General features: G+C 60.2%; 32 protein-coding genes and 1 pseudogene. 18 read left to right on the top strand and 15 right to left on the bottom strand.

Going from position 1 to position 21,403, the window contains the following annotated elements:
- The first annotated feature begins 172 nt into the window (after positions 1 to 172).
- The 4 genes from N2600_RS04385 (at position 173) to N2600_RS04400 (ending at position 3,714) form a co-directional block, all read left to right on the top strand.
- Positions 173 to 712, top strand: coding sequence for a hypothetical protein (locus N2600_RS04385; RefSeq protein ID WP_260298152.1), 540 nt, complete (start codon positions 173 to 175; stop codon positions 710 to 712).
- Positions 709 to 1,860 (top strand): tyrosine-type recombinase/integrase, encoded by a 1,152-nt coding sequence (locus N2600_RS04390; protein WP_260298154.1) that lies wholly within the window; start codon positions 709 to 711, stop codon positions 1,858 to 1,860. The genes N2600_RS04385 and N2600_RS04390 overlap by 4 nt, the downstream gene beginning before the upstream one ends.
- A gap of 670 nt (positions 1,861 to 2,530) precedes the next feature.
- Positions 2,531 to 2,695, top strand: a complete 165-nt coding sequence (locus tag N2600_RS04395) for a hypothetical protein (protein ID WP_168724903.1) — start codon at positions 2,531 to 2,533, stop codon at positions 2,693 to 2,695.
- Between the two features lie 293 nt (positions 2,696 to 2,988).
- Positions 2,989 to 3,714: a Crp/Fnr family transcriptional regulator gene (locus tag N2600_RS04400; protein WP_222295582.1), complete on the top strand. Its 726-nt coding sequence runs from the start codon at positions 2,989 to 2,991 to the stop codon at positions 3,712 to 3,714.
- A 1-nt stretch (position 3,715) separates the two neighbouring features.
- On the opposite strand, the gene N2600_RS04405 is transcribed toward N2600_RS04400, so the two are convergent.
- The gene (locus tag N2600_RS04405; protein ID WP_170263550.1) at positions 3,716 to 3,955 is read right to left on the bottom strand and encodes a DUF6894 family protein; all 240 of its coding nucleotides are present in this window, start codon (positions 3,953 to 3,955) and stop codon (positions 3,716 to 3,718) included.
- 221 nt (positions 3,956 to 4,176) lie between these two features.
- On the opposite strand from N2600_RS04405, the gene N2600_RS04410 reads away from it, so the two are divergent.
- The 3 genes from N2600_RS04410 to N2600_RS04420 all read left to right on the top strand — a co-directional run bounded on the left by N2600_RS04410 (position 4,177) and on the right by N2600_RS04420 (position 5,434).
- Positions 4,177 to 4,425, top strand: a complete 249-nt coding sequence (locus N2600_RS04410) for a hypothetical protein (RefSeq protein WP_162118251.1) — start codon at positions 4,177 to 4,179, stop codon at positions 4,423 to 4,425.
- A gap of 160 nt (positions 4,426 to 4,585) precedes the next feature.
- On the top strand, positions 4,586 to 4,822 hold the full coding sequence (locus N2600_RS04415) for a hypothetical protein (RefSeq protein ID WP_260298158.1): 237 nt from the start codon (positions 4,586 to 4,588) through the stop codon (positions 4,820 to 4,822).
- 240 nt (positions 4,823 to 5,062) lie between these two features.
- Positions 5,063 to 5,434: a COG4315 family predicted lipoprotein gene (locus tag N2600_RS04420; protein ID WP_162118249.1), complete on the top strand. Its 372-nt coding sequence runs from the start codon at positions 5,063 to 5,065 to the stop codon at positions 5,432 to 5,434.
- Between the two features lie 249 nt (positions 5,435 to 5,683).
- Here the strand turns inward: N2600_RS04420 and N2600_RS04425 are convergent, their stop codons facing one another.
- The 5 genes and pseudogenes from N2600_RS04425 to N2600_RS04445 all read right to left on the bottom strand — a co-directional run bounded on the left by N2600_RS04425 (position 5,684) and on the right by N2600_RS04445 (position 8,436).
- Positions 5,684 to 6,133 carry a type II toxin-antitoxin system VapC family toxin gene (locus N2600_RS04425; protein ID WP_260298160.1) on the bottom strand — a complete coding sequence of 150 codons (450 nt, stop codon included), beginning with the start codon at positions 6,131 to 6,133 and terminating at the stop codon, positions 5,684 to 5,686.
- Positions 6,130 to 6,381, bottom strand: a complete 252-nt coding sequence (locus N2600_RS04430) for a type II toxin-antitoxin system Phd/YefM family antitoxin (RefSeq protein WP_260298161.1) — start codon at positions 6,379 to 6,381, stop codon at positions 6,130 to 6,132. Before N2600_RS04430 ends, N2600_RS04425 begins: the two co-directional genes overlap by 4 nt.
- Before the next feature lie 98 nt (positions 6,382 to 6,479).
- A complete protein-coding gene (locus N2600_RS04435; protein WP_260298162.1) occupies positions 6,480 to 7,088 on the bottom strand; it encodes a hypothetical protein in 609 nt (202 codons plus the stop codon).
- Positions 7,089 to 7,216: 128 nt separating this feature from the next.
- A pseudogene (locus N2600_RS04440) lies at positions 7,217 to 8,238 on the bottom strand (LuxR family transcriptional regulator).
- Positions 8,239 to 8,247: 9 nt separating this feature from the next.
- Complete coding sequence (locus tag N2600_RS04445) at positions 8,248 to 8,436, bottom strand: hypothetical protein (RefSeq protein ID WP_222387772.1); 189 nt, start codon at positions 8,434 to 8,436, stop codon at positions 8,248 to 8,250.
- A 181-nt stretch (positions 8,437 to 8,617) separates the two neighbouring features.
- On the opposite strand from N2600_RS04445, the gene N2600_RS04450 reads away from it, so the two are divergent.
- A complete protein-coding gene (locus tag N2600_RS04450; RefSeq protein ID WP_064647069.1) occupies positions 8,618 to 8,857 on the top strand; it encodes a DUF982 domain-containing protein in 240 nt (79 codons plus the stop codon).
- 26 nt (positions 8,858 to 8,883) lie between these two features.
- On the opposite strand, the gene N2600_RS04455 is transcribed toward N2600_RS04450, so the two are convergent.
- The 4 genes from N2600_RS04455 to N2600_RS04470 form a co-directional block, all read right to left on the bottom strand.
- Positions 8,884 to 9,108: a hypothetical protein gene (locus N2600_RS04455; RefSeq protein ID WP_260298165.1), complete on the bottom strand. Its 225-nt coding sequence runs from the start codon at positions 9,106 to 9,108 to the stop codon at positions 8,884 to 8,886.
- Entirely contained in the window at positions 9,105 to 9,341 is a 237-nt protein-coding gene (locus N2600_RS04460; protein WP_260298166.1) for a hypothetical protein, read from the bottom strand. Before N2600_RS04460 ends, N2600_RS04455 begins: the two co-directional genes overlap by 4 nt.
- Positions 9,342 to 9,352: 11 nt before the next feature.
- Positions 9,353 to 9,616: a hypothetical protein gene (locus N2600_RS04465; protein ID WP_072639275.1), complete on the bottom strand. Its 264-nt coding sequence runs from the start codon at positions 9,614 to 9,616 to the stop codon at positions 9,353 to 9,355.
- Positions 9,617 to 10,461: 845 nt separating this feature from the next.
- Complete coding sequence (locus tag N2600_RS04470) at positions 10,462 to 11,109, bottom strand: S24 family peptidase (RefSeq protein WP_170257872.1); 648 nt, start codon at positions 11,107 to 11,109, stop codon at positions 10,462 to 10,464.
- Between the two features lie 142 nt (positions 11,110 to 11,251).
- Between N2600_RS04470 and N2600_RS04475 the strand changes: the two genes are divergently transcribed.
- From N2600_RS04475 to N2600_RS04510, 8 genes are all read left to right on the top strand, one after another.
- Positions 11,252 to 11,443: a hypothetical protein gene (locus N2600_RS04475; protein ID WP_260298168.1), complete on the top strand. Its 192-nt coding sequence runs from the start codon at positions 11,252 to 11,254 to the stop codon at positions 11,441 to 11,443.
- A complete protein-coding gene (locus tag N2600_RS04480) occupies positions 11,440 to 11,628 on the top strand; it encodes a hypothetical protein (RefSeq protein WP_260298170.1) in 189 nt (62 codons plus the stop codon). Before N2600_RS04475 ends, N2600_RS04480 begins: the two co-directional genes overlap by 4 nt.
- A gap of 249 nt (positions 11,629 to 11,877) precedes the next feature.
- Positions 11,878 to 12,156, top strand: a complete 279-nt coding sequence (locus N2600_RS04485) for a sigma-70 region 4 domain-containing protein (protein ID WP_260110333.1) — start codon at positions 11,878 to 11,880, stop codon at positions 12,154 to 12,156.
- Between the two features lie 32 nt (positions 12,157 to 12,188).
- On the top strand, positions 12,189 to 12,554 hold the full coding sequence (locus N2600_RS04490; protein WP_260298171.1) for a hypothetical protein: 366 nt from the start codon (positions 12,189 to 12,191) through the stop codon (positions 12,552 to 12,554).
- On the top strand, positions 12,520 to 12,918 hold the full coding sequence (locus N2600_RS04495; RefSeq protein WP_260298172.1) for a hypothetical protein: 399 nt from the start codon (positions 12,520 to 12,522) through the stop codon (positions 12,916 to 12,918). The genes N2600_RS04490 and N2600_RS04495 overlap by 35 nt, the downstream gene beginning before the upstream one ends.
- Complete coding sequence (locus N2600_RS04500; protein ID WP_162118239.1) at positions 12,915 to 13,214, top strand: GcrA family cell cycle regulator; 300 nt, start codon at positions 12,915 to 12,917, stop codon at positions 13,212 to 13,214. Before N2600_RS04495 ends, N2600_RS04500 begins: the two co-directional genes overlap by 4 nt.
- Positions 13,211 to 13,408: a response regulator transcription factor gene (locus tag N2600_RS04505; protein WP_077975715.1), complete on the top strand. Its 198-nt coding sequence runs from the start codon at positions 13,211 to 13,213 to the stop codon at positions 13,406 to 13,408. Before N2600_RS04500 ends, N2600_RS04505 begins: the two co-directional genes overlap by 4 nt.
- Before the next feature lie 13 nt (positions 13,409 to 13,421).
- Positions 13,422 to 14,024 carry a hypothetical protein gene (locus N2600_RS04510; RefSeq protein ID WP_260298173.1) on the top strand — a complete coding sequence of 201 codons (603 nt, stop codon included), beginning with the start codon at positions 13,422 to 13,424 and terminating at the stop codon, positions 14,022 to 14,024.
- A gap of 273 nt (positions 14,025 to 14,297) precedes the next feature.
- Here N2600_RS04510 and N2600_RS04515 read toward each other — a convergent pair whose 3' ends face one another.
- A complete protein-coding gene (locus tag N2600_RS04515; RefSeq protein WP_260298174.1) occupies positions 14,298 to 14,612 on the bottom strand; it encodes a hypothetical protein in 315 nt (104 codons plus the stop codon).
- 218 nt (positions 14,613 to 14,830) lie between these two features.
- Between N2600_RS04515 and N2600_RS04520 the strand changes: the two genes are divergently transcribed.
- Together N2600_RS04520 and N2600_RS04525 are read left to right on the top strand one after the other, a co-directional pair.
- Positions 14,831 to 16,405 carry a carboxylesterase/lipase family protein gene (locus N2600_RS04520; RefSeq protein WP_260298175.1) on the top strand — a complete coding sequence of 525 codons (1,575 nt, stop codon included), beginning with the start codon at positions 14,831 to 14,833 and terminating at the stop codon, positions 16,403 to 16,405.
- A 273-nt stretch (positions 16,406 to 16,678) separates the two neighbouring features.
- The gene (locus N2600_RS04525) at positions 16,679 to 18,451 is read left to right on the top strand and encodes an adenylate/guanylate cyclase domain-containing protein (protein WP_260298176.1); all 1,773 of its coding nucleotides are present in this window, start codon (positions 16,679 to 16,681) and stop codon (positions 18,449 to 18,451) included.
- Positions 18,452 to 18,541: 90 nt separating this feature from the next.
- Here N2600_RS04525 and N2600_RS04530 read toward each other — a convergent pair whose 3' ends face one another.
- Genes N2600_RS04530 through N2600_RS04545 form a run of 4 tightly spaced genes read right to left on the bottom strand, consistent with a single transcriptional unit; the run spans position 18,542 to position 21,118 of the window.
- Positions 18,542 to 19,060 (bottom strand): DoxX family protein, encoded by a 519-nt coding sequence (locus N2600_RS04530; protein ID WP_260298177.1) that lies wholly within the window; start codon positions 19,058 to 19,060, stop codon positions 18,542 to 18,544.
- Positions 19,057 to 19,854 (bottom strand): HvfC/BufC N-terminal domain-containing protein, encoded by a 798-nt coding sequence (locus N2600_RS04535; RefSeq protein ID WP_260298179.1) that lies wholly within the window; start codon positions 19,852 to 19,854, stop codon positions 19,057 to 19,059. Before N2600_RS04535 ends, N2600_RS04530 begins: the two co-directional genes overlap by 4 nt.
- The gene (gene bufB, locus N2600_RS04540) at positions 19,841 to 20,767 is read right to left on the bottom strand and encodes an MNIO family bufferin maturase (RefSeq protein ID WP_260298181.1); all 927 of its coding nucleotides are present in this window, start codon (positions 20,765 to 20,767) and stop codon (positions 19,841 to 19,843) included. The genes N2600_RS04535 and bufB overlap by 14 nt, the downstream gene beginning before the upstream one ends.
- A gap of 45 nt (positions 20,768 to 20,812) precedes the next feature.
- Positions 20,813 to 21,118: a BufA1 family periplasmic bufferin-type metallophore gene (locus N2600_RS04545; protein ID WP_012760544.1), complete on the bottom strand. Its 306-nt coding sequence runs from the start codon at positions 21,116 to 21,118 to the stop codon at positions 20,813 to 20,815.
- Positions 21,119 to 21,403 lie beyond the last annotated feature (285 nt).

Below are 21,403 nucleotides of genomic sequence, written 5' to 3' on the forward strand. Positions count from 1 at the left end.
CAACGACTTGAGAGTCAGTCGTTAAAATTTGAATTTACAAATGTCATCCATATCCCAAAATGGTGGACATTTGTAACGTAAGTAATTGGAAAATAATAATTATTTTTTCATCGCCATTGCTCCCGCGTGCACCGGGAGATACACATTCGTTCGTCGCAACAGAGTGCAAGGAATGAATGACAACGACGATGAAGAACTGAATATTGAGCAGTTGAAGATCGAGATCGAAAGGATGCTTCAGGAGGATTCTAAGTCCATCCAGCGCATCAATGAGTTACTCGAAGAGCTGTCCCGCAATCTCGAAGAAGACGACCCCCACCAAGACAAGTTCCTTCGGATTGAGGACGCGCTCTGCATGCCCGAGATGGGCGGCAAGAAATATCTGCTGGGGCCGTCGGTCCCGTCTGACACGATGACCGAGGGAATGGTGCGCGAAGCGATCCGCAGCGGTCAGCTCACAGCTTTCAAACCAAACAAGAACCTTTTCGTAACTCGTCGATCTTTGAAGGAATGGATGACCGCATGCCGCGTGGACGCAAACAACCCTATCTCGACCTTTTGCCAGAATACAAAAACAAGAACGGGTCCATCGAGAAGCCGGTCTGGGCAATCAAATATCATGACGAGGGAGCTGGCCGACAGAAAACAAAGCGCACAGGCTTTAGCGCTAGCGAAGGCGCAGAAGCTCAGAAATTCTATGCGGAGTGGTTGATCGAACATGTTTCGGAGGAGCCAATTCAGAGGGACCGTAAGAACAACGAGGTGCCACTGGCTGACGTCCTCTCGCACTTCATTGACGTGAAGCTGACGACAGAACCGGGCGACGGTAAGAAGGCATATTCGCGGCCGGATGAGGTGCTGAAATATGTGACGGACCTGGTCGACTGGTGGGGCGACAAAACTGTCACGGACGTAAACCGAGTGACGTGTCAGAAATATTGGAAGGCATGCACGACGCTCAATGCCGCCCGCAATCGACTTGAATATCTTCGGCGAGCACTTACGCTAGCGCTTGAAGACAGTATCATTGCGGCAATGCCGAAAGTGTTTTTACCTGAGAAGGCCAAGCCTCGCTCAGATTTCCTTGAGCGAAAAGACATCGCCCGGATGTTGTGGGCTTGCCTCGCACTCGGCATCTACACCCACAATGCTGATAAGTCCAAGGACACGGGTTTGGCCGGTACTCAGGTACGCAGGCTTTATCGTCCTCGCCGACATCTCATGCCGTACATCATCATGGCGATGTATACCGGGACGCGTTCAAACCGTATGTTCACCGCGTCCTTCATTCGTCAGAAGGGGAGGCCCTGGATCGATCTTGAAGAGGGCGTTTTCCACCGTTCTGCTCCCGACGAGGATGTTCCGAAAAACAAACAAGCTCCGACGATCCGCATACCGTTGCGGCTGCTCCGACATATGCGGCGCTGGTATAGGCTCGGTCGACGATATCCAATCGAATATAAAGGCAAACCTATTACGCGTAGCAAGGCCCTCGGAAAGCTCATGAAGGAGTGTGTGCCGGACAAGAATGTCGTGCCTCACTCTTTCCGGCACACGGCAGCAACGTGGCTTATGAAGCGCTCGGAGCTACCGATCCATGACATCTCGGGTTTCCTTGGGATGTCGATGGAAATGCTCGACAAGGTATACGGTCACCATAGAACAAGCCATCAGACCGGTATTGACGACGCAATCACTGCGGGTGGAATCGGGAAGATCAAGAAACGTGACGACGGTGGGGAGGAATTCAGTTACGACGGAAAAGCACCGGGAGATACCGGGAGAAACAAGCCGGATCAGCCAAAACCAAGTCGGATCAGAATGTCTGTAAACTCCCAGAAAACAAGGAAAGCCGCATAATTACTGAGGTCGTCCACAAAATTCGGGACGTGGGGGTCGAGTGTTCGAATCACTCCACTCCGACCAGTCTGAAGCCCCGCTCCGGCGGGGTTTTTCGATTCTGCTGATCTCAGCCAAAATTCCCCGGATTTCACCATTCGATTCATGCGACACGCTTTAGCTCTTGGTTTTATGCATGTCGGCATCCCAGAACAGCACACTTCCTGGATGGGCACGGTTCAATCGCGGCGACCGGAAGCCCGTCCTTCCTCTGGTTATAATTTTTCTGCAGGAAAGTTATAACCAGGCGCGGCTGAACAGGAACGGTGCATCGGCTCCGTGAGGCGCAGAACCTGCGTCTGGCATCATCGCCAAATCCTGCCGCGTCCCTGACCGTCCTCGCGCCTTGCGCGCTATGGATCAAAAAGGAGCCCCGCCGAAACGGGGCAAATTGGGAACGGACGGATCGCACAGGAAGGAAGGGTTGGCGTACGGCCCCGTCACAAGAGGGGGCACCTGTGCGATCCTGTTGAGCTAACCCATCGATAGTCGGAAAAGTTCCTGTGCGGTTGCGCACCAATCGTCAGATGGTCACAAGCCGCGAAAAGCCCCGGGAAGGATTGCAGTCGGCACCTTGTTTCATTCGAATAAGAGCACATCTCGATGGAGTAAGCGTCGTCAGGAAAACAAAATGGCTTACGAGCCTGATATGGCTATCGTCTTCGATAGCGTGACAAAGGCGGTGATCGTCAGTTTCCGCGGCGTCACGGTCTATCTGCCAGGTCCTTACGTTGACCGAAAGGCGGCGGTCCTGACCGCCGAAGCGCATTGCCGCCGACTTGGCTGGCGAGATTGATTGCGGCTTTTAGCAACGATCCGCAAAAGGCAGATATTTTATTTTGTGAATCGCTCGTCCTTTCGCAATGAGCGCGCATGCCGAGGCAAAATGTGCTAGGGTCTTTGGCCGGTATCGAAAGACCGCTGCCGGTTTATCGCCGCTGATCATCAACAATTTCAGCGGCTTATGTGCGGTTTTGTCATAAACGCACACTTCCCCGGGACCTATGGCCAAACCAACGGCCGTCCCGTAGTTTTTCACCAACTCACAGGCGTTTGGTTTTGACATCCAAGCTCCCATGCGGAGCCGCTATGACTCACATTGACCAATCGACTGTCGAAAATACCCTGCTGAAAATGTTGAGCGCGGAACGCTTCGCACGCCTCTCGGAAGGGATGTCGCGCGTCGACCTGCCATTACGGCATGCTCTTGTCGATCACGACGTGCCGACCACGCATGTCTGCTTCTTGGAAAGAGGCCTGGCATCCATGGTTGTCAGCAGCATTGACGAAGAGGTGGTGGAAATTGGCCATATCGGGCGCGAAGGCGTATCCGGGATGCACGTCGTCCTGGCGGTAGAGACCACCCCCACGCGCACCTTCATGCAAGTCGCAGGGTCGGGAATTATGGTGCCGATGGAGACGTTTCAGCGCGCGCTCGCCGATGATCCCGAGATGAAGGATTTCTTCCTTCGCTATGTTCACACAACCGTGCTGCAGCTTGCCCATTCGGCGCTCGCGAACGCCCGCTACAATATGCATGAACGGCTGGCTCGGTGGATCCTGATGTGTCACGACCGCCTTGAAGGCAACAACCTGGCCATTACCCATGAATTTCTGGCATTGATGCTCGGCGTCCGGCGTTCCGGCGTCACCAATGAACTACATGTCCTTGAGGGCGTCCACGCGATCCGATCGACCCGCGGAAACGTGCGAATACTGGACAGGGAAAAATTGATCGAAATTGCCGGTGGCTGCTATGGAGTGCCGGAGCGCGAATACGAAAAGGTGCTGGGTCTTCCGCTCCGCGCCAGGTAGATCAGTCCATTCGCTTAACCGCTTCCGAAAAGGGCAACACGAGCAGGATATCGCCTGCTTCATTTCTGATCTCGATGCTTCTTGACGCAATGTCATATCCAAGCAGCACGGCACTGCTCATCAATGCGCGAGCATCACGCACCGCTTCCATGCGAGCGGCGTCCAAATCAGGAAGCTCGGTTCCTTCCCAGTCTTCGAGCGACCCGGCTTCCGACAGGATATTGAAGTAGAAGCGTGGCATTCGAAATCCTTCAAAGCCCGGCAGGATAAGTCGCTTATTTTGCCGTTCAGCAGGTTTCAAATCAACAGTATCGGGCATGCTTTCGTCATCGATGCCGATGCCCTTACGGCCACTGTGCGCAACCGCACTGATAGTTGGCAGCGAGGAGCCAATGGCTTAAATTTTTTAGCGCGAGCTTGAACTCAAGATTAACCCGGAGCGGCGAGACGTAGGAGGACGATATGATCGATTTCAATCTCTCGCTCCGGACGAAAGACGTGAACGTGCTTACGGAGGCTATTCGGACCTGGTACCGGCATAATCATGTCACGCCGACGGAACGAGCAACGCAATTGCTCTGCAGCGCGGCTGCCGATCTTTATAGCCAAGGGCACAGGACGCCGGAGGAACTGGCTACGCTGCTGATCACCAGGTTTGACAGCCCCTATTCGGTGCAGGTCAACGCAGCGACGTCCACTGCTCATCACTAAAGCATGTCGCGCAAAAGTGTGCAGCGGTTTTGCGACAACGACATGCGTAAAAACAAAGACCTAAAGCGCGACAAGCGAATCTGAAAGATCGCGACGCGCTTTAGCGTCCGGATTCATCCCCTGGCGGACCGTAGGCGCCCTGGGTTTTGGAGGCATCGAAATGCTTCAGTCCCTCATTACTTTGTCCGATCAAGAGATCGAACTCGTCATCACTGCGGTTCGGCAGTGGTGTACAAAGAACCACTGTGAGATCGATAGCAACGAAGGCCGCCGCGCCCTGACCCTTGCCATCGATCTCGTCCAGAACTCCGCCCGGGATAGGCTCCTTCAGAACTTGACGGATCGCCTTGGCCCCCGGTCCGGTCAGATGGACCCGGAAACCTTCGGCGCTAGCTGACCAGCAATGAGTGCCTCCATCTGGGGTCAGGACTCACCAATCAGAGCCGGAAGATGACGGCCGCAGCTATGGGAAGACGTTGCCGCTAATAGCCGTCGTTGGCGCCTCGCGGACGTTATAACCATTGCTGGACCTGTCGTATTCGTCCCCCGTGGATGGAACTGCTTTCATAGTTGGGCGTTTTTGCCAGTTAGATCGGGTGCTGGCATTCCGCCGGCACTGCCGAATGGGAGAAAAATCATGAGAACGATATTGATTGCGATAGGCGCGTTAACTGCTTTAGCCGGATCCGCTTTTGCGGCTGAGCCTGCCAAGATGGTGGACACGAAAATGGGCAAGGTCCTGGCGACTGAAAAAGGCATGGTCCTTTACACCTTCGACAAAGATACAAACGGCAAATCCAACTGCGATAAGGATTGCCTGAAGAAGTGGCCGGCTTTCCACGCCGGAGCCAAGGCCAAGGCAGAAGGCGAATGGACTCTGGTCAAAGCTGCGGATGGCAAAGAGATGTGGGCCTACGAGGGCAAGCCGCTCTACACCTATGTCGAGGATAAGAAAGCCGGTGAAGCCAAGGGCGACGGCGTTGGGGGAGTTTGGCACGTGGCCAAATAGCTGAATCGGGGACCGCTTGAACGGGCGGTCGCCGGATCGCCTCGAACCGCAAGACCAAGCTCTGGAACTACATATCCCTTCTCTACGGCTTTCGCCGACAAACCCGGCGACCGCCGAATGCTGCACCATTCCGACGCCAATGCCGGGGGCCACATTCTCATCAAATCTGACGGAAATTGCGTCGGTAACGATCATCCAGCCGGGACGCGATGGGGAAGAAGCCGCGGCCGATGGAACGTGCGGCGCGGATCATTCCGACCGGAACGCGGCGGGAAGATCGACAACGACATCAAGCGGCTGGAAATGCCGCAGGTTTTCCGTAATGACAGTGAGGTCATAGGCGCGCGCGGTCGCCGCGATGATGAGATTGCCAAGGCCGGGATGACGGCCCTGGCTCTCGGCGTCATCTTCCAGGGCGCCGACGATGCGCGCGACAACGGTATCCATCGGCAATATCCGATCGCCGAAACTGTCGGTGATGGAGTCCAGCCATGCCGAAAGGCGCTTTGCCCGCTCGATTCCGCCGCGACGGTGAAGGCTCCGCATTCCCTTCTCGATCTCCGCGACTGATAGAGCCGACAGAAAGAGAGCATCGGCGTCGCCCTGCTCATGAAACCATACCCGCACCGGATCGGACGGCGCCACCTTGCCCGGCGCGAACTTCGAAATGATGTTGGTGTCGAGAAGATAGGCGGTCACAGATCGATATCCCGCATTTTCGATGGGTTCCGCTCCAGCTCGACCCCACCGGGAAACGTCAACAGGAAATCCCCGAAATTCGGCCGTGGCTTCCTCAAAGCCCTTTTCGCCGCCTCGGCCGCTTCGACGGACACAAGCACGGCAGCGGGCTTCCCGTGCCGCGTGATCGTCACGAACTCCCCGTTTGCCGCTTCATCCACCAGACCGGCGAAACCGGCCTTTGCCTCCGCCACGCTGATCGTCGACATTGCGGCCTCCTGTCTTAAATGACCATATATGGTCAAAATAGATATTGGCGCAGGCGGAATCAAGAGGGGGAGTTTTCCAAGGGTGCAGCGGCGGCGGCTCAAGGAAATGAGTTCGGCAGATAATTGTCCAGAATATAGAAGTGTTCGCCGATCTTTCTGACGCTGACGTACTCGTCCGGATCGGGATCGAGATCCACGCATTCCTTCTTTTCCGAGCATGATGTCTGGGCACGCTGTTGCCAGGCCGCGGATTGCTCGCCCCTGAGCAAGGCGACTTCATCGCTCTCGTCGTAGACGAGCGTCGAGTAGGTTTTCTCGAGGAACGTATCGTCCCATACGAATGTCCTGAATCGTTGCTCTCCGCCCGGCAGATCGGTTCGTTCGATCTCTGCCAGATAGGATTGCTTGGTCAGCGCAAATCGAACGCTGTCGGAGGTGATGCCGACAGCAGCGAGGATACGGAGCGGGACCAGCAACAGAAGGGGTGCGATGAGCAGAGAGACGAGACGCCGCCAGCGTCGCTGCGCCAGATTGATGCAGAGGGAGCCTGCGACAGCGATCAGGGTCAGGACCCATATGATAAGGCTGATCGTCCACCAATCCCACGTCGGAAGAAGCCAGTATAGCCAAATTGGCGCCAGCCACGGCAACAGCCAGAGGGCATATGTCCACGTAAACTTGTCGCTACGTTTTTCTGGCTCTGGCACGTTTTAGCCACCGGCATTTCACTGATTCTCTGATCAACAATAACACGCAAGATAGGCGCCTCAACGGGAGCGAGTCTTGCCGTGTTTCGCGCGAGGTGCCGCGTCATGAGCATTGGTCGCGGTCGAGCCTATTGGCTCGAAGCCCCGGCGCTCAACAGCGCTCGCACCAATGCCGCCTGGTTGCGGACGCCGGTTTTGTCGAAGATGCGCTGTAGCTGGGTGCGCAACGTGTTGACACTGACCCCGAGCAGATCGGCGGCGGCGGTGAGGTCATGGCCATCGACGATCAGGCGCGCAAGCCGGGTTTGCGCCGGCGAGAGGCCGAAGACCTCCCGCGCACTCGCGATCCGGCGCACCAGGGTCTCGGCGTCGTCGAAGGACACCAGCGTCTTGCCGTCCTCGAGCAGGACCCAGCAGTAGAGCGGAATCCCCGCCGCGTCCTCGCCGAGCGCCACCGCGCAGGCTTGCTTCGGCGCGATGTTCAGCGGCCTCTGGCTCTGCAGCTCGCGGAAGGCCAGCCGCACCGCCTCGCGCAGCGCAGGGTCGCGTTCGCACTGCCGGGCACGTAGGCGGCCGGCGGCGGCGACGAGCCCGGGATGGCCAGGCATCCGCTCCCGCGCCAGCCGGTTCGTCCAGAGAATCCCTGCATCCGCGTCGACCTCGATCAGCGGGCAGTTCGCCTCCTCGACGCTGCTCTCCATCATCACCATGCAGCCGATCTTCCAGGCGCCGTCGATCCGGTGGAGGATCCGGAGCTGGCGCTTGCGATCCTCGCCGGTGTCGCTGCCGATCTGATCGAAGGTCATCCAGGCCATGTTGCCGTCGACGACGATGTTGACTTTTTCCCAGCGGACGCGCTCCGAAAAGGTGTGTTTCTCCGGGAATCGCTCGACGATCTTCTTGATTCGCGCGGCGATCGGGTCCCAGCCTTCGTCCACCCGGACGCCGAGCGAGGCGAAGTATTCCATCCGCCGGGTCTGCGGCGACTGCACCCAGTGGCTCGCCAGCGCCTCGAAGTCCCGCTGCAGCCAGGCCTCGGTTTCGGCGCGGATCACTGCCATGATCGCCGCCCGGTCAGGCTCGCCGTCGTCCATCGCGCGGTCCCCCGTGACACGGATCGCAGCATAGCATGATCGCTCTGTCGGAGCATGACGGCACCTCATGTGTGGATGACGCCGGCCAGAAGCAGCGTCACGCCGACGGTCGCGGCTGTCAGCCCGAGGAGCCGAAGCCTCAGGCGGGGCAGGGCGATCTGATTGCGGTAGTATCGGTCCTCGGCCGAAGCACCCATCGGCGTCGGGCGGCGGCGGTTTGGCATGTGTGCGGCGACGAGACTCTGAAGGTCCATTGTGTTGCCTCCCGGTTCCGGTTTCATCTGCCGCATTCTCGCACGCATCCGAGCCGGGCTCTGTCATGCAGGCGGAGGACATCGGGCTTGGCGCCCGGCCGGCGAACGAAGAATCATCTCAACTGGAACGAGTCCCGAAGTGATTCGTTGAGTCGCGTGTCCAGCGTGAGGGGGCTGCATCATGAGCAGGCGACGAAGCTTCAAGCCGGTGAAAATCACCATCAATGGGAAGACCAGAACCGTCTACAATGTCGTTCAGGCGGGGAACACCTTGCTGAATGACTGGCCCGAGCAGACGCCAGCGGCCAAGGTGGCCGAGCGGCTTGTGCTTGATGTGTTCAACGATGCGGCCGGGCCCGAGCAGGTGCGGCGGGCATTCATCACGGCGGCGAAGGCGAGTGACATCAAGTTCAGTTCCTGACCGGCGGTGTTCGGAAAGGCCCTGGCTCACTTCCATGATACCTGCTCCTGGTTTCGCAGATCCCGGGTTTTGAACTGCGTCTCCATCCAGACGGCCGAGATGATCGCGGCGAGGAAGCCGAAGGTGAGGCAGGCGATGGCCTGGGTCCGCCACGAGACGAAGGTGACCGGCGTCGGGGTGGTGGGCTTTTCAGCGCATTCGTCGGGCGGGCAGGCGCAGCCGGAAAAGGCCTTGATCAGACAATCGCTCATACTGCGCCGCCTTTCACCGTGTCGATGGCGGCGAGGATCTTCCGGTGAAGCGGGCAGCCGCTATCGTCGCTGCCATCGAAAAAGCGTTCGGCCTCCACCAGCGCCGCCAGCAGATCGGGTGCCCCGGCGGCGACGCGGGCCTTGGCGCAGGTCCTTTCGGTTGCAACGGCCCGTTGGGCGGCAGGAAGGGAAGGGCGCTCGGTGGAACCAGGTGTAAGCTTGGCGGCAGGCATCTTCGTTCCCCTCAGGCGTAGAATTGATCGTTGTTGGCGATGCCCATGATCTCGCGGGCATAGCGGTAATGCTCCTCGACGGACGCCGCAGCACCGCGCAGCCAGGACGGGCCGCGGATCGAATGCTCGGGGCGGCGGAGGAAGGCGAAGCCAAGCGCGCCCATGCGCTGGGCCTCGATCGCCATATAGGCGCGGCAGTCGCCGATCGTCTGCGCGCCATTCCAGCGGGCGTCCCGCCTGCTTTCCTCGGTCTCGATCCTGCGAATGTGCTGCATCGCCTGTCCTCTCGCGCCTCTGATCGGCTTATCTGTGAAAGGTATATATAATACCCTATCGCGTCAACCGTGAAAGGTACGAAAAATACCTCAACGATTGACGAGGTACGAATCATAGGTCTATGTCTGGGGCAGTGATTGGGCGACCGGGTGCAACTCCCGAGCTGACGAAGCCCAGCGGCGCGGGAAGCGAAAGTCCTTAAGTGCGCTGTCAGAAAATCAGGACGAGGGCGAAGCGAATGGCCCCTCTGGCACGTGTCCCATCCCGGCTCCGGCCTTCAGGACTTGGCCAATGCTCCCCCGGCTTCATGGGCTTTGCTCATGGGGTAGGGGGAAGCTTTGGCCGGAACCCTCCCTCACCAGCCTTCAGGAACCTTCTCCTCCTAAGCTGAAGAGATGGGATAGAGAACTGAAGCTGAAGCATGAAGCTACGAGAAAAAAGAGGCGGTCGCACAAAATCGAAATCACCGACGACGTGATCGAAGCAGGCTTGGGATCACCGAATTTATAAGGGTCCATGGGAGGAGGCGCTGCCCGATGTTCCCCGCGGCCATTCGTTCCATCCTGGTGGTGACGAGAGTGGTGCGCGAACGCCATCCGGACCTTCCGCAATTTGTGGTTTCATAAGATGAATCGTCCGATACCCCTCGTGATCTCGGCTGGGGATCGGCGTACTTCAGAGCGAAATCCTACAGGCCGTACATCTCCCGCGCGGCGCTGTACGCCAGGAGAAACACCGCGATCGTGACGGTATAGAACCAGATTCTGCCGGCGCGTGAGGAAGGGCGGATCATCCTGTTTTCCCTGTTGAAATATGATTGATTCGCGGCATTAATTCCGAGCCCCTACATCTCGATAATCGACCGGCGGACGCGACCGACGATGGTGACGGCGCCCTGGAATTCCGGCGGCGGCACGTCTTCGTAGGAAGCCGGCTGGAAGGGCGGGTCGTCGTTCGGGCGATAGCGCTTGTAGGTTGCAGCCCCCGTCTCGTCGGCGACGACATAAAGCGCGTTAGGCGCCAGGCGCTTGTCGCGCAGATTGACGAAAATGATCGAGCCGGGCGGCGAGATCTTGTTCATCGAATTGCCTTCGACCTCGAGCGCGATCCATTCGCCATCGGGCAGATCGAGGGCGGCGACCGTCGGGAATTCCGAGAAGTCGGTGATCGGCGCCTGCTCGCTCAGCTGGCCGGCGCTGACCCAGGAGATTTTTGGCACGTCGGCGACGGAGACCGGCAGCTCATCCGGATCGAGTGCGTTGCCGGCGCCGAACTGCAGCCAGTTGAGATTGACCTTGAAAGCGCGGGCATATTTCTTCGCATCGGCAATGCCGAAGCCGTTGCGGCCCGACTCGTGCGCCTTGTAGACATTGGCATTCCAGCCGAACCGATCGACGATCGCCTTCGGCCCGGCAAAGCCCGCATTCTTTCGGGCCATGACGAGGCGCTTTGCGCGTTCTTCGCGCTCAAATTGTTCCTGATCTTTCAACATGATATAAAAAATACCCTAAAATAAGGTATATGTCATGCCCTAATGTGCTTGACATGGCGGGTATTAAATGTACCCTAATCGGCATGACAAACAGCGACATCATCAACGACGGGCCACGTTCTGCGGCTGGGGAGACGGCACCATGAGGTTCACCATTTCCTCGGAAGAGCGGCTCGCCATGGACGTCATGCCGACCGGCGTCATCATTCATCGGCCGCAAGGCCCAAGGGGAGGGCGGATGTCGGTGATCCCCGTTCGCAACGAGGATATTCCCTTCCTCGCCAGGGCCCTGCAGCAGGTGCTGAACGCCAACCGAGAGGTGGAATCGCTATGACCGTCTCCACCGCAACACCCGCCCGCTACAGCGGCTGCCCGATGTGCAGCAAGGCGCTGTCAATTGCCGAGGTGATCGAGCGCCACTGCGAGAATTGCGATCGGCCGACGAGCCTGAAAGAGATGCGGGAGATATGCCCCGGCGCTCTGCCGATCCCCAACCCCGATAGCCCAGCCCCTCCCTGACGGCTATCGGCCGCTGGCGTCGTTGCCCTCCCTCGGCGACGCCAGCATCTCGGGCGCGACTGTGTCGTGCCCACCGGCGCGACGATGTCGTGTCCCACCCAGGCGGCGGCCTGGCAGACGACCGGAGCCTTTGCTCGCCCAAGAGCCAGCTCCGGTCGTCATCGATGAATTTGAAAATGAAGCACGAGGCTAGCCCCGCTCCGGCGGGAACGGCGAGCCGCGTTCGAAATCGGAAAGAAGGATCAAGCGATGAGCTTCCAGGCCGAGGCCGCGCCGGCGCATCAAAGCACTGACATGAACGCGCTCGAACTCTTCCGCACCGGCCGGGACTATATCGAAATCGCTGCCATCCTTGGGGTGTCGGTGCCCTCGGTGGAAACCGAGATCCACCGGCTCCGAAGCGCCGAAAAGGGCGACACCACCCAGCAGCACCACGCCGGCTCAGAGATCCGGCGGTTTGCACGCCGCACCGCCGGGCCCGGCGCCCCGGTCAATTTTGCCGGCGGGCGGCGGAGGCTGCGGATTTGAAGAGGCCACCTCAAGCGCGAAAGGGACATCGCATGGCTAAGGACACGGTGAGTGAGGAGATCATGGAAATCCTCCGCCCGGTGCTGGGCGAGGAGTTGGCGGCAGCGATCATCGAGCATCGCAAGCGCACGCTGAAGAAGCCGCTGACGGTCTATGCCGCGCGGATGCAGGCCAGGGAATATCTGATGACCGGCGATCCGGTCGGCGCCGCCGAGATGCAGATCTTCCGCGGCTGGCAGGCAATCAAATGCGACTGGTACCTCAAGGAGAAGGCGAGGGAAGCCGGGTCGATCAACAGCAGCACGAGAAGGACGACAGTGGATGCCGCACGAGATTTCCCCTCTGGTGAAGATCATTTCGGGGATGCTTTCTGGCTTCCCGGCATCCGCCGGCACTGATCCCGACATGCAGATCCGCGCCTATCTCGTCGCCGTCGAGGGCCTGCCGGCAGAGGCGGTCTGGCGGGCCGCCAAACGCTTCATCTCCGGAAAGGTGAGGGACCATAATCGCGCCTTTGCCCCGAGCAGTGCCAGCTTTGCCGAAGAGTGCCGCCATCAGCAGGCGGCGATCGAGGCCGAGCGCCGGCCGCGCCTGGAAGCCGAGCCCGAGGTGCCGCGGCCGAAAGTGCCGGCCTACAAGATGCAGCTGCTGCGCGATGCGGCCAATGGCAGCCGCAACGCCAAGCGGGAGCTCGCCCGCATGTTTCCCGACAACCCGATCATCGCCCGCGCCGCACGAGATACACAGGAGGCCACCAAGTGACCATCACCTTTTGGACGGAAGACAAGATCGTCAAGGCGGAAAAGCTCTGGAAGGAAGGGCTGTCGGCGAGAGAGATCGCCAACCTGTTCGGCTCGAAGAAGAACACCGTCATCAACATGGCGCATCGAAACCGCGACAGGTTCCCCTCCAGGCAGGACACCTGGCATCCGCAGCCGAAGGCGGGCCCGCCCGTCCAGCCGATCCGCCACCCCGACCGCGTCACGCGGGTGACCCTGTCGGGCGCCCATGTGACGATGCCGCGCGTGCCGTCCATCGATGGGCCTGCAGAGCCATGAGCCAGGTCACCCCACGCGAAACCGAAGTGATCCGCTGGATGGCGGCGGGCAAGACGGCCGCCGAGATCGGCACCATTCTCGGCATCTCGCCGATCACCGTGAACACCCACATCGCCAACGCCAAGATGAAGCTCGGCGTCTTCAAGGAAACGGCGCTGGTCGCCGCGGCACTCAGAAACGGCATCATTCGATAGAAGGACGATCAGCATGGGCGGCAAAGCCACCAAGGTGAAGACAGGACGGGTCAACAAGGGCGCCGGCCGGCCGCGCAAGGAAAATGTCGAGCGTTTTCCCGGCGGCAAGATCAAGCCCTTCGAAACCGAGAAGGACAATATCAGCGTGGCGATCTCAGCCCGCCGCCGCATCCACGGCTTCGGCCGGACGGTTGATGACGAGACGGTCAGGAGCCCCTTTGCCGGCTACACCCTCGGCCGCATGTTCCTCGACGGGCTGATCACCGCCGAACAGCGCCAAGCCGGCGACGACTATGCCGAGGCGATCGCCCGCTACCACAAGACGACAGGCATCCCGGCCCCGAGCCCGAGGGCGCAATCGCTGTTCTCCGTCAAAGGCCACGAAGGCGAGCAGACCGAAACCTTCGCCGACCGCGCCCGCAAGGCCAGCAACCGCATGATGGCGCTGCAGGGCATCCTGCTCCGCTGCCCGGATGGGCCGCAGGTGCGCAGCATGGTCTATAACGTCACGGTGATGGACTACGACCATTTGCGCCAGATGCCGACGCAGCAATTGCTGTGGCTGCGGCGGGGATTGACGGCTTTGCGGGGGGGCGAGGGGTGGTTGACGAGGTGAAGGGTGTGAATGCCTTCTCACGGCGCGCCACGCCGAGGGTTGCCCCTCACCCTAACCCTCTCCCCGTTCTGACGGGGAGAGGGGACGTGCCATACGAGACGCCAGAGAGGGACGGAGAGGTTGCGGCATATCCCCTTCGCCCCGTTTACGGGGAGAAGGTGGCGGCAGCCGGATGAGGGGCAGGCGGCGATCTCTGTGCGGGACTGCCGCATGAGATGACATCCCCTGCTCGTATCCAAAACGCCGCGGGTCCATGTCCGGTTGACGCCGGAGCTACTCGGCCCACCGCCGTTCAAAGAACTTCGTCTTGACGCCCAGATAAATGAGCGCGAGCAACAGGCCGATGCCGACATAGGAGTTGGTGTAGAATGTTGCGAGAAAGGTCAGGGCGATGCCGCTGCCGACGATGAGCCCGAAGCGGATCGAGTATGGTCTGCCTTTTCCTGCCCAGCCGAAAACAACGGACATGACCAGCCACACCAGGAAGATTAAGGTGATCGGCCCCCATTCGGATAACCAGAAAGGTCGGAGCAGCACGCCCGACATGGACAATGCCAACCCCAACATCAACAGCAAGGCTTTCGTCATCCACGTCTTCATGATCCACCCGCCGAAAAAATAATAGGCGTGGCTTCAAAAGCTTTATATGCGGTTAATGGAGTGCCTTCCGTCGTCCGCTCTATGGAGCGCTACGGCAGCTATCCACCGATGGCGGCCCCTGGTCGACGTCTGACCGACCCTTTTCGTTGCCGCTCCATCAGAGTATTTTGCACCCAAACTGTCTCAACTTGGCGTTGGAGAGTGCAGTGTTTGTGGACAGCAGTCGCACGTTCCTGCTCTTTTTGGCCGTCGCATCGTGTCAGCTGACTGTCGCGCCGCGATTGGGTGCGGCAGACGACACCGTTACGATCGACAGCGGAATGCTGAAGGGTGAGAAGTCGGGCACGGTCGTCAGCTTCAAAGGCATACCCTATGCGGCGCCGCCGGTTGGCGATCTGAGATGGCGCAATCCGAGACCAGTGGAGACATGGAGCGGTATCAAGGATGCCCGCGATTTCGGCCCGTCCTGCATGCAGACCGACGACCTGCCGAAGTCAGAGGATTGTCTGACCCTCAATGTCTGGACACCCGTCAAGCGTCCCCGGACGCCGCTGCCGGTGATGGTTTGGATTTACGGCGGCGCTCTTGCCCATGGAAATACCCCTCAATATCCCGGTGGGCAGCTGGCCGCCCAGAGAGTTGTGTTCGTCAGCATGAACTACCGCATGGGCCGGCTGGGTTACTTTGCCCATCCTGCACTGATGAAGGAATCCCCTGACGAGCCCGTCGGCAACTATGGCTACATGGACCAGCTTGCAGCCTTGAAATGGGTCCAGAAAAATATCGAAGCCTTCGGCGGCGATCCGAAGAAAGTGACGATATTCGGAGAGTCGGCCGGTGGCGGCTCGGTGATGGCGCACATGATATCGCCGTTGTCACGAGGGCTTTTCCGCGGCGCCATCCTACAGTCACCTGACCTGCCGACCGCGCGTGCTGAGAGCACGCCCTTGTCAACATTGAAAGAAGCCGAAAAAACCGCGTTGGACTATGCGGCTTCCCTGGGAATCAATGGAAGCGATGCCGAGGCTCTGACGGCCCTTCGGGCGCTGCCTGCGGAAAAGCTGATCGAAGGCGCATCGGCACAAGAGGTGCTGGCGGGGATGTCGACGGGCAAGCCCGTCATCGGCGTCTCAGGCGCGATGATTGACGGACGGTTTTTGCTCGAAACGCCGGAAGCGGCTTTTGCGGCCGGCCGTCAGGCGCAGGTTCCGGTCATCGTCGGGGCAAATGATCGGGATCTCGGTATCGGTGAGGCCGCGACGAAAGACGATCTCTTCGCGCTGTTCGGCAAGCATGCGGCCGAAGCCCGCAGCCTCTACGATCCCACCGGCCAACAGACGCTCGCTGAGCTGACGCAGCAGGTTCTGGCCGACAAAACGCTTGTTGAACCATCCCGCCATCTCGCTGACGAGATGATCCGCGCCGGTCAGCCGACCTGGTGGTATCGTTTCTCCTATGTCGCCGAGGCTCTGCGCAACGATCCGGCACGGAAAGGCACTCCGCACGGCTTCGAAATTCCGTTTACGTTCGACATTCCAGACGCACTGGTGAAAGACAAGGTGACACCTGCCGACTGGGCCATGGCCACATTGGCGAGTGCTTACTGGGTCGAATTTGCAACGAGCGGTGACCCCAATGGAGGCTCACGGCCAAAATGGCCTCACCACGACCCCTTCGTCCACAGGGTCATCGACTTCAGCAATCACGGCGTGACGTTCGGAGAAGATCCGCTGAAGCTGAGGCTCGATCTCTGGGAAAGGTATTGGGAGGAACAGAAGTGACGGGGTGGTGCGTCGGCGAAGCCCGATGTCAGGGTTCCCAAAGAGACGGGTGGCGGACGTTCAGAGGTGCGGAGATCGTCATGACCCGACCCGGAACGACCGCGTTGGGCGGCCGGCAGCATCACGGAGCCGTCGTTGCATGAGGCTGCACCACCAGCTGCGTCCACATCAGCCGTGGCCAGCGCGATCTCACCAGGATCGCTCTGAGCAGCGGCTGAAAGTTCTTTCTTGCCCTCTGTCTCCCTGTTATCTTGGACGTCGGGAGACAGCGCCATGAGCGAGAACCGAAAGCTGGCTGCAATCCTGGCCGCGGACGTGGTCGGGTACAGCCGCCTTGCGGGCGCCGACGAGGACCTCACCCTGGCGAGATTGCGGACACTGCGCAGCGATCTCATCGATCCGACGATCGCCGTGCACCATGGCCGCGTGGTGAAGCGCACCGGCGATGGTGCGCTGGTCGAGTTCCGCAGCGTGGTGGACGCCGTGCGCTGCGCCATCGAGGTGCAGAACGGCATGGTGGAGCGCAATCACGGCGTCCCGCAGGACCGTCGCATCGAGTTCCGGATCGGTATCCATTTGGGCGACGTCGTCGAGGAAAGCGACGGCGATCTGATGGGCGACGGCGTCAACATCGCCTCGCGATTGGAGGGCGTCGCCGCGGCGGGCGCGATCTGCCTGTCCGAGGATGCCTATCGCCAGGTTAAGGCGAGGCTCGACCTCTCGGTCAACGATCTCGGCAGCACGCAGCTCAAGAACATCGCCGAGCCGATCCGGGTCTATTCGCTGCAAGTCGGCAGCGCAGCGACCAAGTCAGCCGCGGCCTCGGAAACCGCGACGAGCCAACCGGCGACGGCAGCGCCGCCGAAGCTGTCGATCGCCGTCCTGCCCTTCGCCAACATGAGCGGTGACGCCGAACAGGACTACTTCGCCGACGGCATCTCGGAAGACATCATCACGGCGCTATCGAAGCTGTCGCAGCTCTTCGTCATCGCTCGCAATTCGTCGTTCACTTTCAAGGGCAAGAACGTCCAAGTGCAGGAGGTGGGCACGAAGCTCGGCGTGCGGCATGTCCTCGAGGGCAGCGTACGCAAGTCGGGAAACAGGGTACGCATCACCGCGCAGCTCATCGACGCGACCACCGGCGGGCATCTATGGGCGGAGCGGTTCGATCGCGACCTCACCGACATATTCGCGGTTCAGGACGATGTCACCCAGCAGATCGTCGATGCGCTGGCGGTCAACCTGACAGAGGGCGACCGGCAAAGACTTGCGCCGGGCCAGACCCGGCACCCCGAGGCGTATGACTGCTTCCTGCGCGGCCGGGAGCTGTGGCACCGGCTGACGAGGCAAACGAACAGCGACGCCCGCGACCTTGTGCAACGTGCCATCGAACTGGACCCGAACTTCGCCTCGGCGCACGCCTTCCTCGCCCTGACCCACGGGCTCGACTACCTGAACCGGTGGAGCGCGTTGCCGCAGCGCTCGCTCGAGCAAGCCGCAGCGGCGGCGACGCTGGCGGTAGCGCGGGATGATAGCGATCCCGTGGCGCACTGGGCGCTCGGTATGGTCAAGCTTTACTCGCGACAGCACGATGCAGCCATCAGCGAGGCCGAGCGTGCGATCGTCCTCAATCCGAACTTCGCCGAAGGGCAGGTCAGCCTCGGCGAGACACTCATCTATTCGGGCAGGCCTGAGGAGGCACTCGCCTATTTCGATCGGGCGAGGGTCCTGAACCCGTACTTTCCGGATATCGTTCTTCACTTTCAGGCCTTGGCCTTGTTTCAACTGGGAAGGTACCAAGAGGCCGTCGAACTGTTGCTGCAGCGCGTCAGCCGCAACCCCGTCACCGATGTCTCGCGCGCGCTTCTGGCCGCCTGTTACGGGCACCTCGGCCGTTTCGAAGAGGCTCGCGCGACGTGGAAAGAGGTGATGCGCGTCAATCCGGACTACTCCCTGGAATACCGTCGCAAAGTCTTGCCCTTCAAGAACCCCGCCGATTTCGACCTCGTCGTGGAGGGGCTACGCAAGGCCGGTATCGTACAATGACGGTGATCAGCAACGACGGCCTCCAGCGTGATCGCCGGTAAGATCTGCTTTCAGGTAGCTGCGAAGCCGCCCTCTGCCACAAGAGCTGGATCAGGCAGGCCGGCGGTCAAACCAACGTGCAAGCCAATGGTCGATCGACAGTTTTCCCGGCCCCCAAGCCATGAGCGACAGCGCCATCGCAGCCCAGGTAATGTGGATCGGCCATCCGTCCGGCACCGTCAGCTCGACGATCAACGTCATGAACAGCAGGCCGGTCGCCGCAAATCGGGTAGCGAAACCCAGAATCAGCAAGATCGGAAAGGTGATCTCGGCAGCGCCGGATAGGAAGGCCATGGTGACTGGCGCCGGATAGGCATAGGGACCGCCCGGCAGATGGAGCATGAATTCGTCGGTGAACAATGTGATCGCCGTATCGTTCAATTGCAGGAAACCATCCCACTTCAGAATGCCCGACTTCCAAAAGGGCACGGCCAGAGCGACGCGCACAACCGCCTGAACGATGCTCGGCTGCGCAAAGGCCCGAACCAGTCTCTGTGCCATCTCTACAAGTGTCACGATCGGCTGAAACCTGCCGTTGATCGAAGTCTGTTGGGTTGTCGATATCATCATGCGTCTCCGAGAGTGATGCCGCAAAATACCCCCGCTTCGATCATGCCGGCCACGCTGGCCGCGATGTCGAACGACGGACAAGCGTCGATGGCCTTGGCTGCGACGCCAAGCGGTTCGCCGGAAATGAGGGAAATCAGGAACGCTGCGCCGCCCAAAGGAAGATGACGCACCGCCACCTCCATATCCGGCCGCGTTATAAGCGCATCTTCCGGGTCGACCACTTCGATCCGGCCTATGGAGCCGTCACCGCGATTGGCGGCAAAGATCGTCAGCGCCGGATAGTCCGACCGAACGATGCTTGTTGCCGGATGCGCCGCAAAGACCAAATCACCGAGACGGTCCGGCGGAACGGAAGCAAGAGCATCAGCGGCAAGCGGCTCGACATCCGTTGCATGGTAGGCGTCCAGCCAAGCCCGTTCGATCCGGGCGACGTCGGGAAGCCAGGGCAAGGACCGGGCATATTCGTACTGTTCGATGAAAGCGGGAAAATCCCGGCCATATTCGAAGAGAAGCGGCGATGTCGGTGGCGTGGCGCGCAGGTGAAAGCGCGCCATGGCGCGGAAAAACTCCGCCCCCGTCAGGCGTTGCACTGCCGGGAAAATCCCGGCGAGGGCATCGATCAGACTGACGGTGACGTTGTTGCGGTAGACGTTGTAGCGTTTGATCGCTCCCTTGCCGTTTGGCCCGACAACGCCGTCGGGCGTCCGAGCGTCCGGGTTGGTCAGGGCCGGCGCAAAATCCGCCGCATAAGTCAGGGGCTCTATGCGGCGAGATGGAGGATCAAGCCGCAGCATGACTTTGATCCGGCAACGCGATGGAACCATGGTGATCCATGATCGCCTGCGCTGCGACGGCCTCGCCACGCAGTATCGGCCAATCGGGTATGTTGCTGTCCCACTCGATGAGCGTTGGAATGGGGCCACCACGGCCAATGACGATCTCGTAAAGCTTCCAGACGGCATCGGCGACCGGACCGTCATGGCTATCGATCAGCAGCAGCTCGTCCTCGTCGTCGGTCTGCTCGGCATGGCCTGCGAGATGGATCTCACCAACCGCAGCAATGGGAAAATCGGACAGGTAGTCGAGCGCTGAAAACCCGTGATTGGTGGCGGAGACGAATACATTGTTGACGTCGAGCAGAAGACCGCAGCCGGTGCGCCGGACGATGGCGCCGATGAAATCGGTCTCGCTCATCGTCGATTGGCGGAATGTCACATAGGTGGATGGATTCTCCAGCAGGATCGGGCGGCTGATGGTCTCCTGCACTTCCTCGATATGCTCGCAAACCCGCGCCAGGCTTTCTCGTGTGTAGGGTAGGGGCAGGAGGTCGTTGAGGAAGGTCGTCCGATGCGTCGACCAGGCCAAGTGTTCGGACACCAGAGCTGGTTCGTAGCGTTGGACGAGAGAGCGGAACCGTTCAAGATGGGCCCGGTCGAGCGGCTGAGGTCCGCCGATCGACATGCACACGCCGTGGAGCGACACCGGATTGTCACGGCGGATCTGTTCGAGAATACGATGCGGCGGCCCGCCGGCCCCCATATAATTCTCGGCATGGACTTCGAAGAACCCGCGATGAGGCCGCTCCGCGGCTATGGCGGCAAAATGCTCGTGCTTGAAGCTCGTCCCCGCGAGCCCCTCGATCGGATGGCGGGGAAAGCGGAGAGCAGTTGCCGCAGACGCGGTCGTTGAAATTCGATCGGTGGTCATGGCGTCTCTCCGCCCCCTCATTGTCATCGCTGTCGCGTGTAGAAATTACATTGCCTTCAGCGTGCCGTGCTTGCCGTTCGGCAGGACGATGGAGGTGCAGGTGCCGCCCCGTACGAACTTCCAGGAATCGCCCTGGAAGTCGACTGTCGAGGTCCCCTGGCAGGACGTGCCGGCGCCGGCTGCACAATCATTCTGGCCCTTCAGGGCAACGCCGAAGCATTTTTCCTTGTGAGCGGCGGTTGCAGCGGCGCCCTCAGCTTTGGTGAGCGGTGCGGCGCCGGCCATCGAAGCAAGGGCGGTGGTGACAGCGCCGGCGAGGACGACGGAGTTGATGGTGGATTTGATGGACATTGCGTTCTCCCGATGATGGATGGACGCTCTCGTTGAGCGCATATTCAGGTTCGCAATCTCCCCGACATTCGTTACACCAGTCGCTATCACGAGTTCGTGAGAGCTCGCCATGTCGCCGGAAACCGGCACGGGCGCGGCGAGGCCTGCAACTGCTTCTCGCACGCCTGCCGGCGCCCGAAACTCTTCACGTCAAGAGACCCTCCGCTGCAAGCACAATGCAACGCAACAAGCAGGCAACTGAGTGCTCCGCGGCAAGGCTCGGGATCGACCTGTAGCCGTCGGCAC

Origin of the sequence: Rhizobium sp. WSM1274 (genome assembly GCF_025200775.1) — a bacterium.
Classification (GTDB): Bacteria; Pseudomonadota; Alphaproteobacteria; order Rhizobiales; family Rhizobiaceae; genus Rhizobium; species Rhizobium leguminosarum_I.

Bases quoted from the DNA above. Each gene is read 5' to 3' on its own strand.
- N2600_RS04455 (WP_260298165.1), bottom strand. From the start codon at position 9,108: ATGAGCGATTGTCTGATCAAGGCCTTTTCCGGCTGCGCCTGCCCGCCC.
- N2600_RS04495 (WP_260298172.1), top strand. From the start codon at position 12,520: ATGCTTTCTGGCTTCCCGGCATCCGCCGGCACTGATCCCGACATGCAG.
- N2600_RS04530 (WP_260298177.1), bottom strand. From the start codon at position 19,060: ATGATGATATCGACAACCCAACAGACTTCGATCAACGGCAGGTTTCAG.
- N2600_RS04470 (WP_170257872.1), bottom strand. From the start codon at position 11,109: ATGTTGAAAGATCAGGAACAATTTGAGCGCGAAGAACGCGCAAAGCGC.
- N2600_RS04505 (WP_077975715.1), top strand. From the start codon at position 13,211: ATGAGCCAGGTCACCCCACGCGAAACCGAAGTGATCCGCTGGATGGCG.
- N2600_RS04465 (WP_072639275.1), bottom strand. From the start codon at position 9,616: ATGCAGCACATTCGCAGGATCGAGACCGAGGAAAGCAGGCGGGACGCC.
- N2600_RS04525 (WP_260298176.1), top strand. From the start codon at position 16,679: ATGAGCGAGAACCGAAAGCTGGCTGCAATCCTGGCCGCGGACGTGGTC.
- N2600_RS04490 (WP_260298171.1), top strand. From the start codon at position 12,189: ATGGCTAAGGACACGGTGAGTGAGGAGATCATGGAAATCCTCCGCCCG.
- N2600_RS04485 (WP_260110333.1), top strand. From the start codon at position 11,878: ATGAGCTTCCAGGCCGAGGCCGCGCCGGCGCATCAAAGCACTGACATG.
- N2600_RS04460 (WP_260298166.1), bottom strand. From the start codon at position 9,341: ATGCCTGCCGCCAAGCTTACACCTGGTTCCACCGAGCGCCCTTCCCTT.
- N2600_RS04475 (WP_260298168.1), top strand. From the start codon at position 11,252: ATGAGGTTCACCATTTCCTCGGAAGAGCGGCTCGCCATGGACGTCATG.
- N2600_RS04445 (WP_222387772.1), bottom strand. From the start codon at position 8,436: ATGGACCTTCAGAGTCTCGTCGCCGCACACATGCCAAACCGCCGCCGC.
- N2600_RS04480 (WP_260298170.1), top strand. From the start codon at position 11,440: ATGACCGTCTCCACCGCAACACCCGCCCGCTACAGCGGCTGCCCGATG.
- N2600_RS04415 (WP_260298158.1), top strand. From the start codon at position 4,586: ATGCTTCAGTCCCTCATTACTTTGTCCGATCAAGAGATCGAACTCGTC.
- N2600_RS04430 (WP_260298161.1), bottom strand. From the start codon at position 6,381: ATGTCGACGATCAGCGTGGCGGAGGCAAAGGCCGGTTTCGCCGGTCTG.
- N2600_RS04405 (WP_170263550.1), bottom strand. From the start codon at position 3,955: ATGCCACGCTTCTACTTCAATATCCTGTCGGAAGCCGGGTCGCTCGAA.
- N2600_RS04420 (WP_162118249.1), top strand. From the start codon at position 5,063: ATGAGAACGATATTGATTGCGATAGGCGCGTTAACTGCTTTAGCCGGA.
- N2600_RS04450 (WP_064647069.1), top strand. From the start codon at position 8,618: ATGAGCAGGCGACGAAGCTTCAAGCCGGTGAAAATCACCATCAATGGG.
- bufB (WP_260298181.1), bottom strand. From the start codon at position 20,767: ATGACCACCGATCGAATTTCAACGACCGCGTCTGCGGCAACTGCTCTC.
- N2600_RS04515 (WP_260298174.1), bottom strand. From the start codon at position 14,612: ATGACGAAAGCCTTGCTGTTGATGTTGGGGTTGGCATTGTCCATGTCG.
- N2600_RS04410 (WP_162118251.1), top strand. From the start codon at position 4,177: ATGATCGATTTCAATCTCTCGCTCCGGACGAAAGACGTGAACGTGCTT.
- N2600_RS04545 (WP_012760544.1), bottom strand. From the start codon at position 21,118: ATGTCCATCAAATCCACCATCAACTCCGTCGTCCTCGCCGGCGCTGTC.
- N2600_RS04385 (WP_260298152.1), top strand. From the start codon at position 173: ATGAATGACAACGACGATGAAGAACTGAATATTGAGCAGTTGAAGATC.
- N2600_RS04395 (WP_168724903.1), top strand. From the start codon at position 2,531: ATGGCTTACGAGCCTGATATGGCTATCGTCTTCGATAGCGTGACAAAG.
- N2600_RS04510 (WP_260298173.1), top strand. From the start codon at position 13,422: ATGGGCGGCAAAGCCACCAAGGTGAAGACAGGACGGGTCAACAAGGGC.
- N2600_RS04535 (WP_260298179.1), bottom strand. From the start codon at position 19,854: ATGCTGCGGCTTGATCCTCCATCTCGCCGCATAGAGCCCCTGACTTAT.
- N2600_RS04400 (WP_222295582.1), top strand. From the start codon at position 2,989: ATGACTCACATTGACCAATCGACTGTCGAAAATACCCTGCTGAAAATG.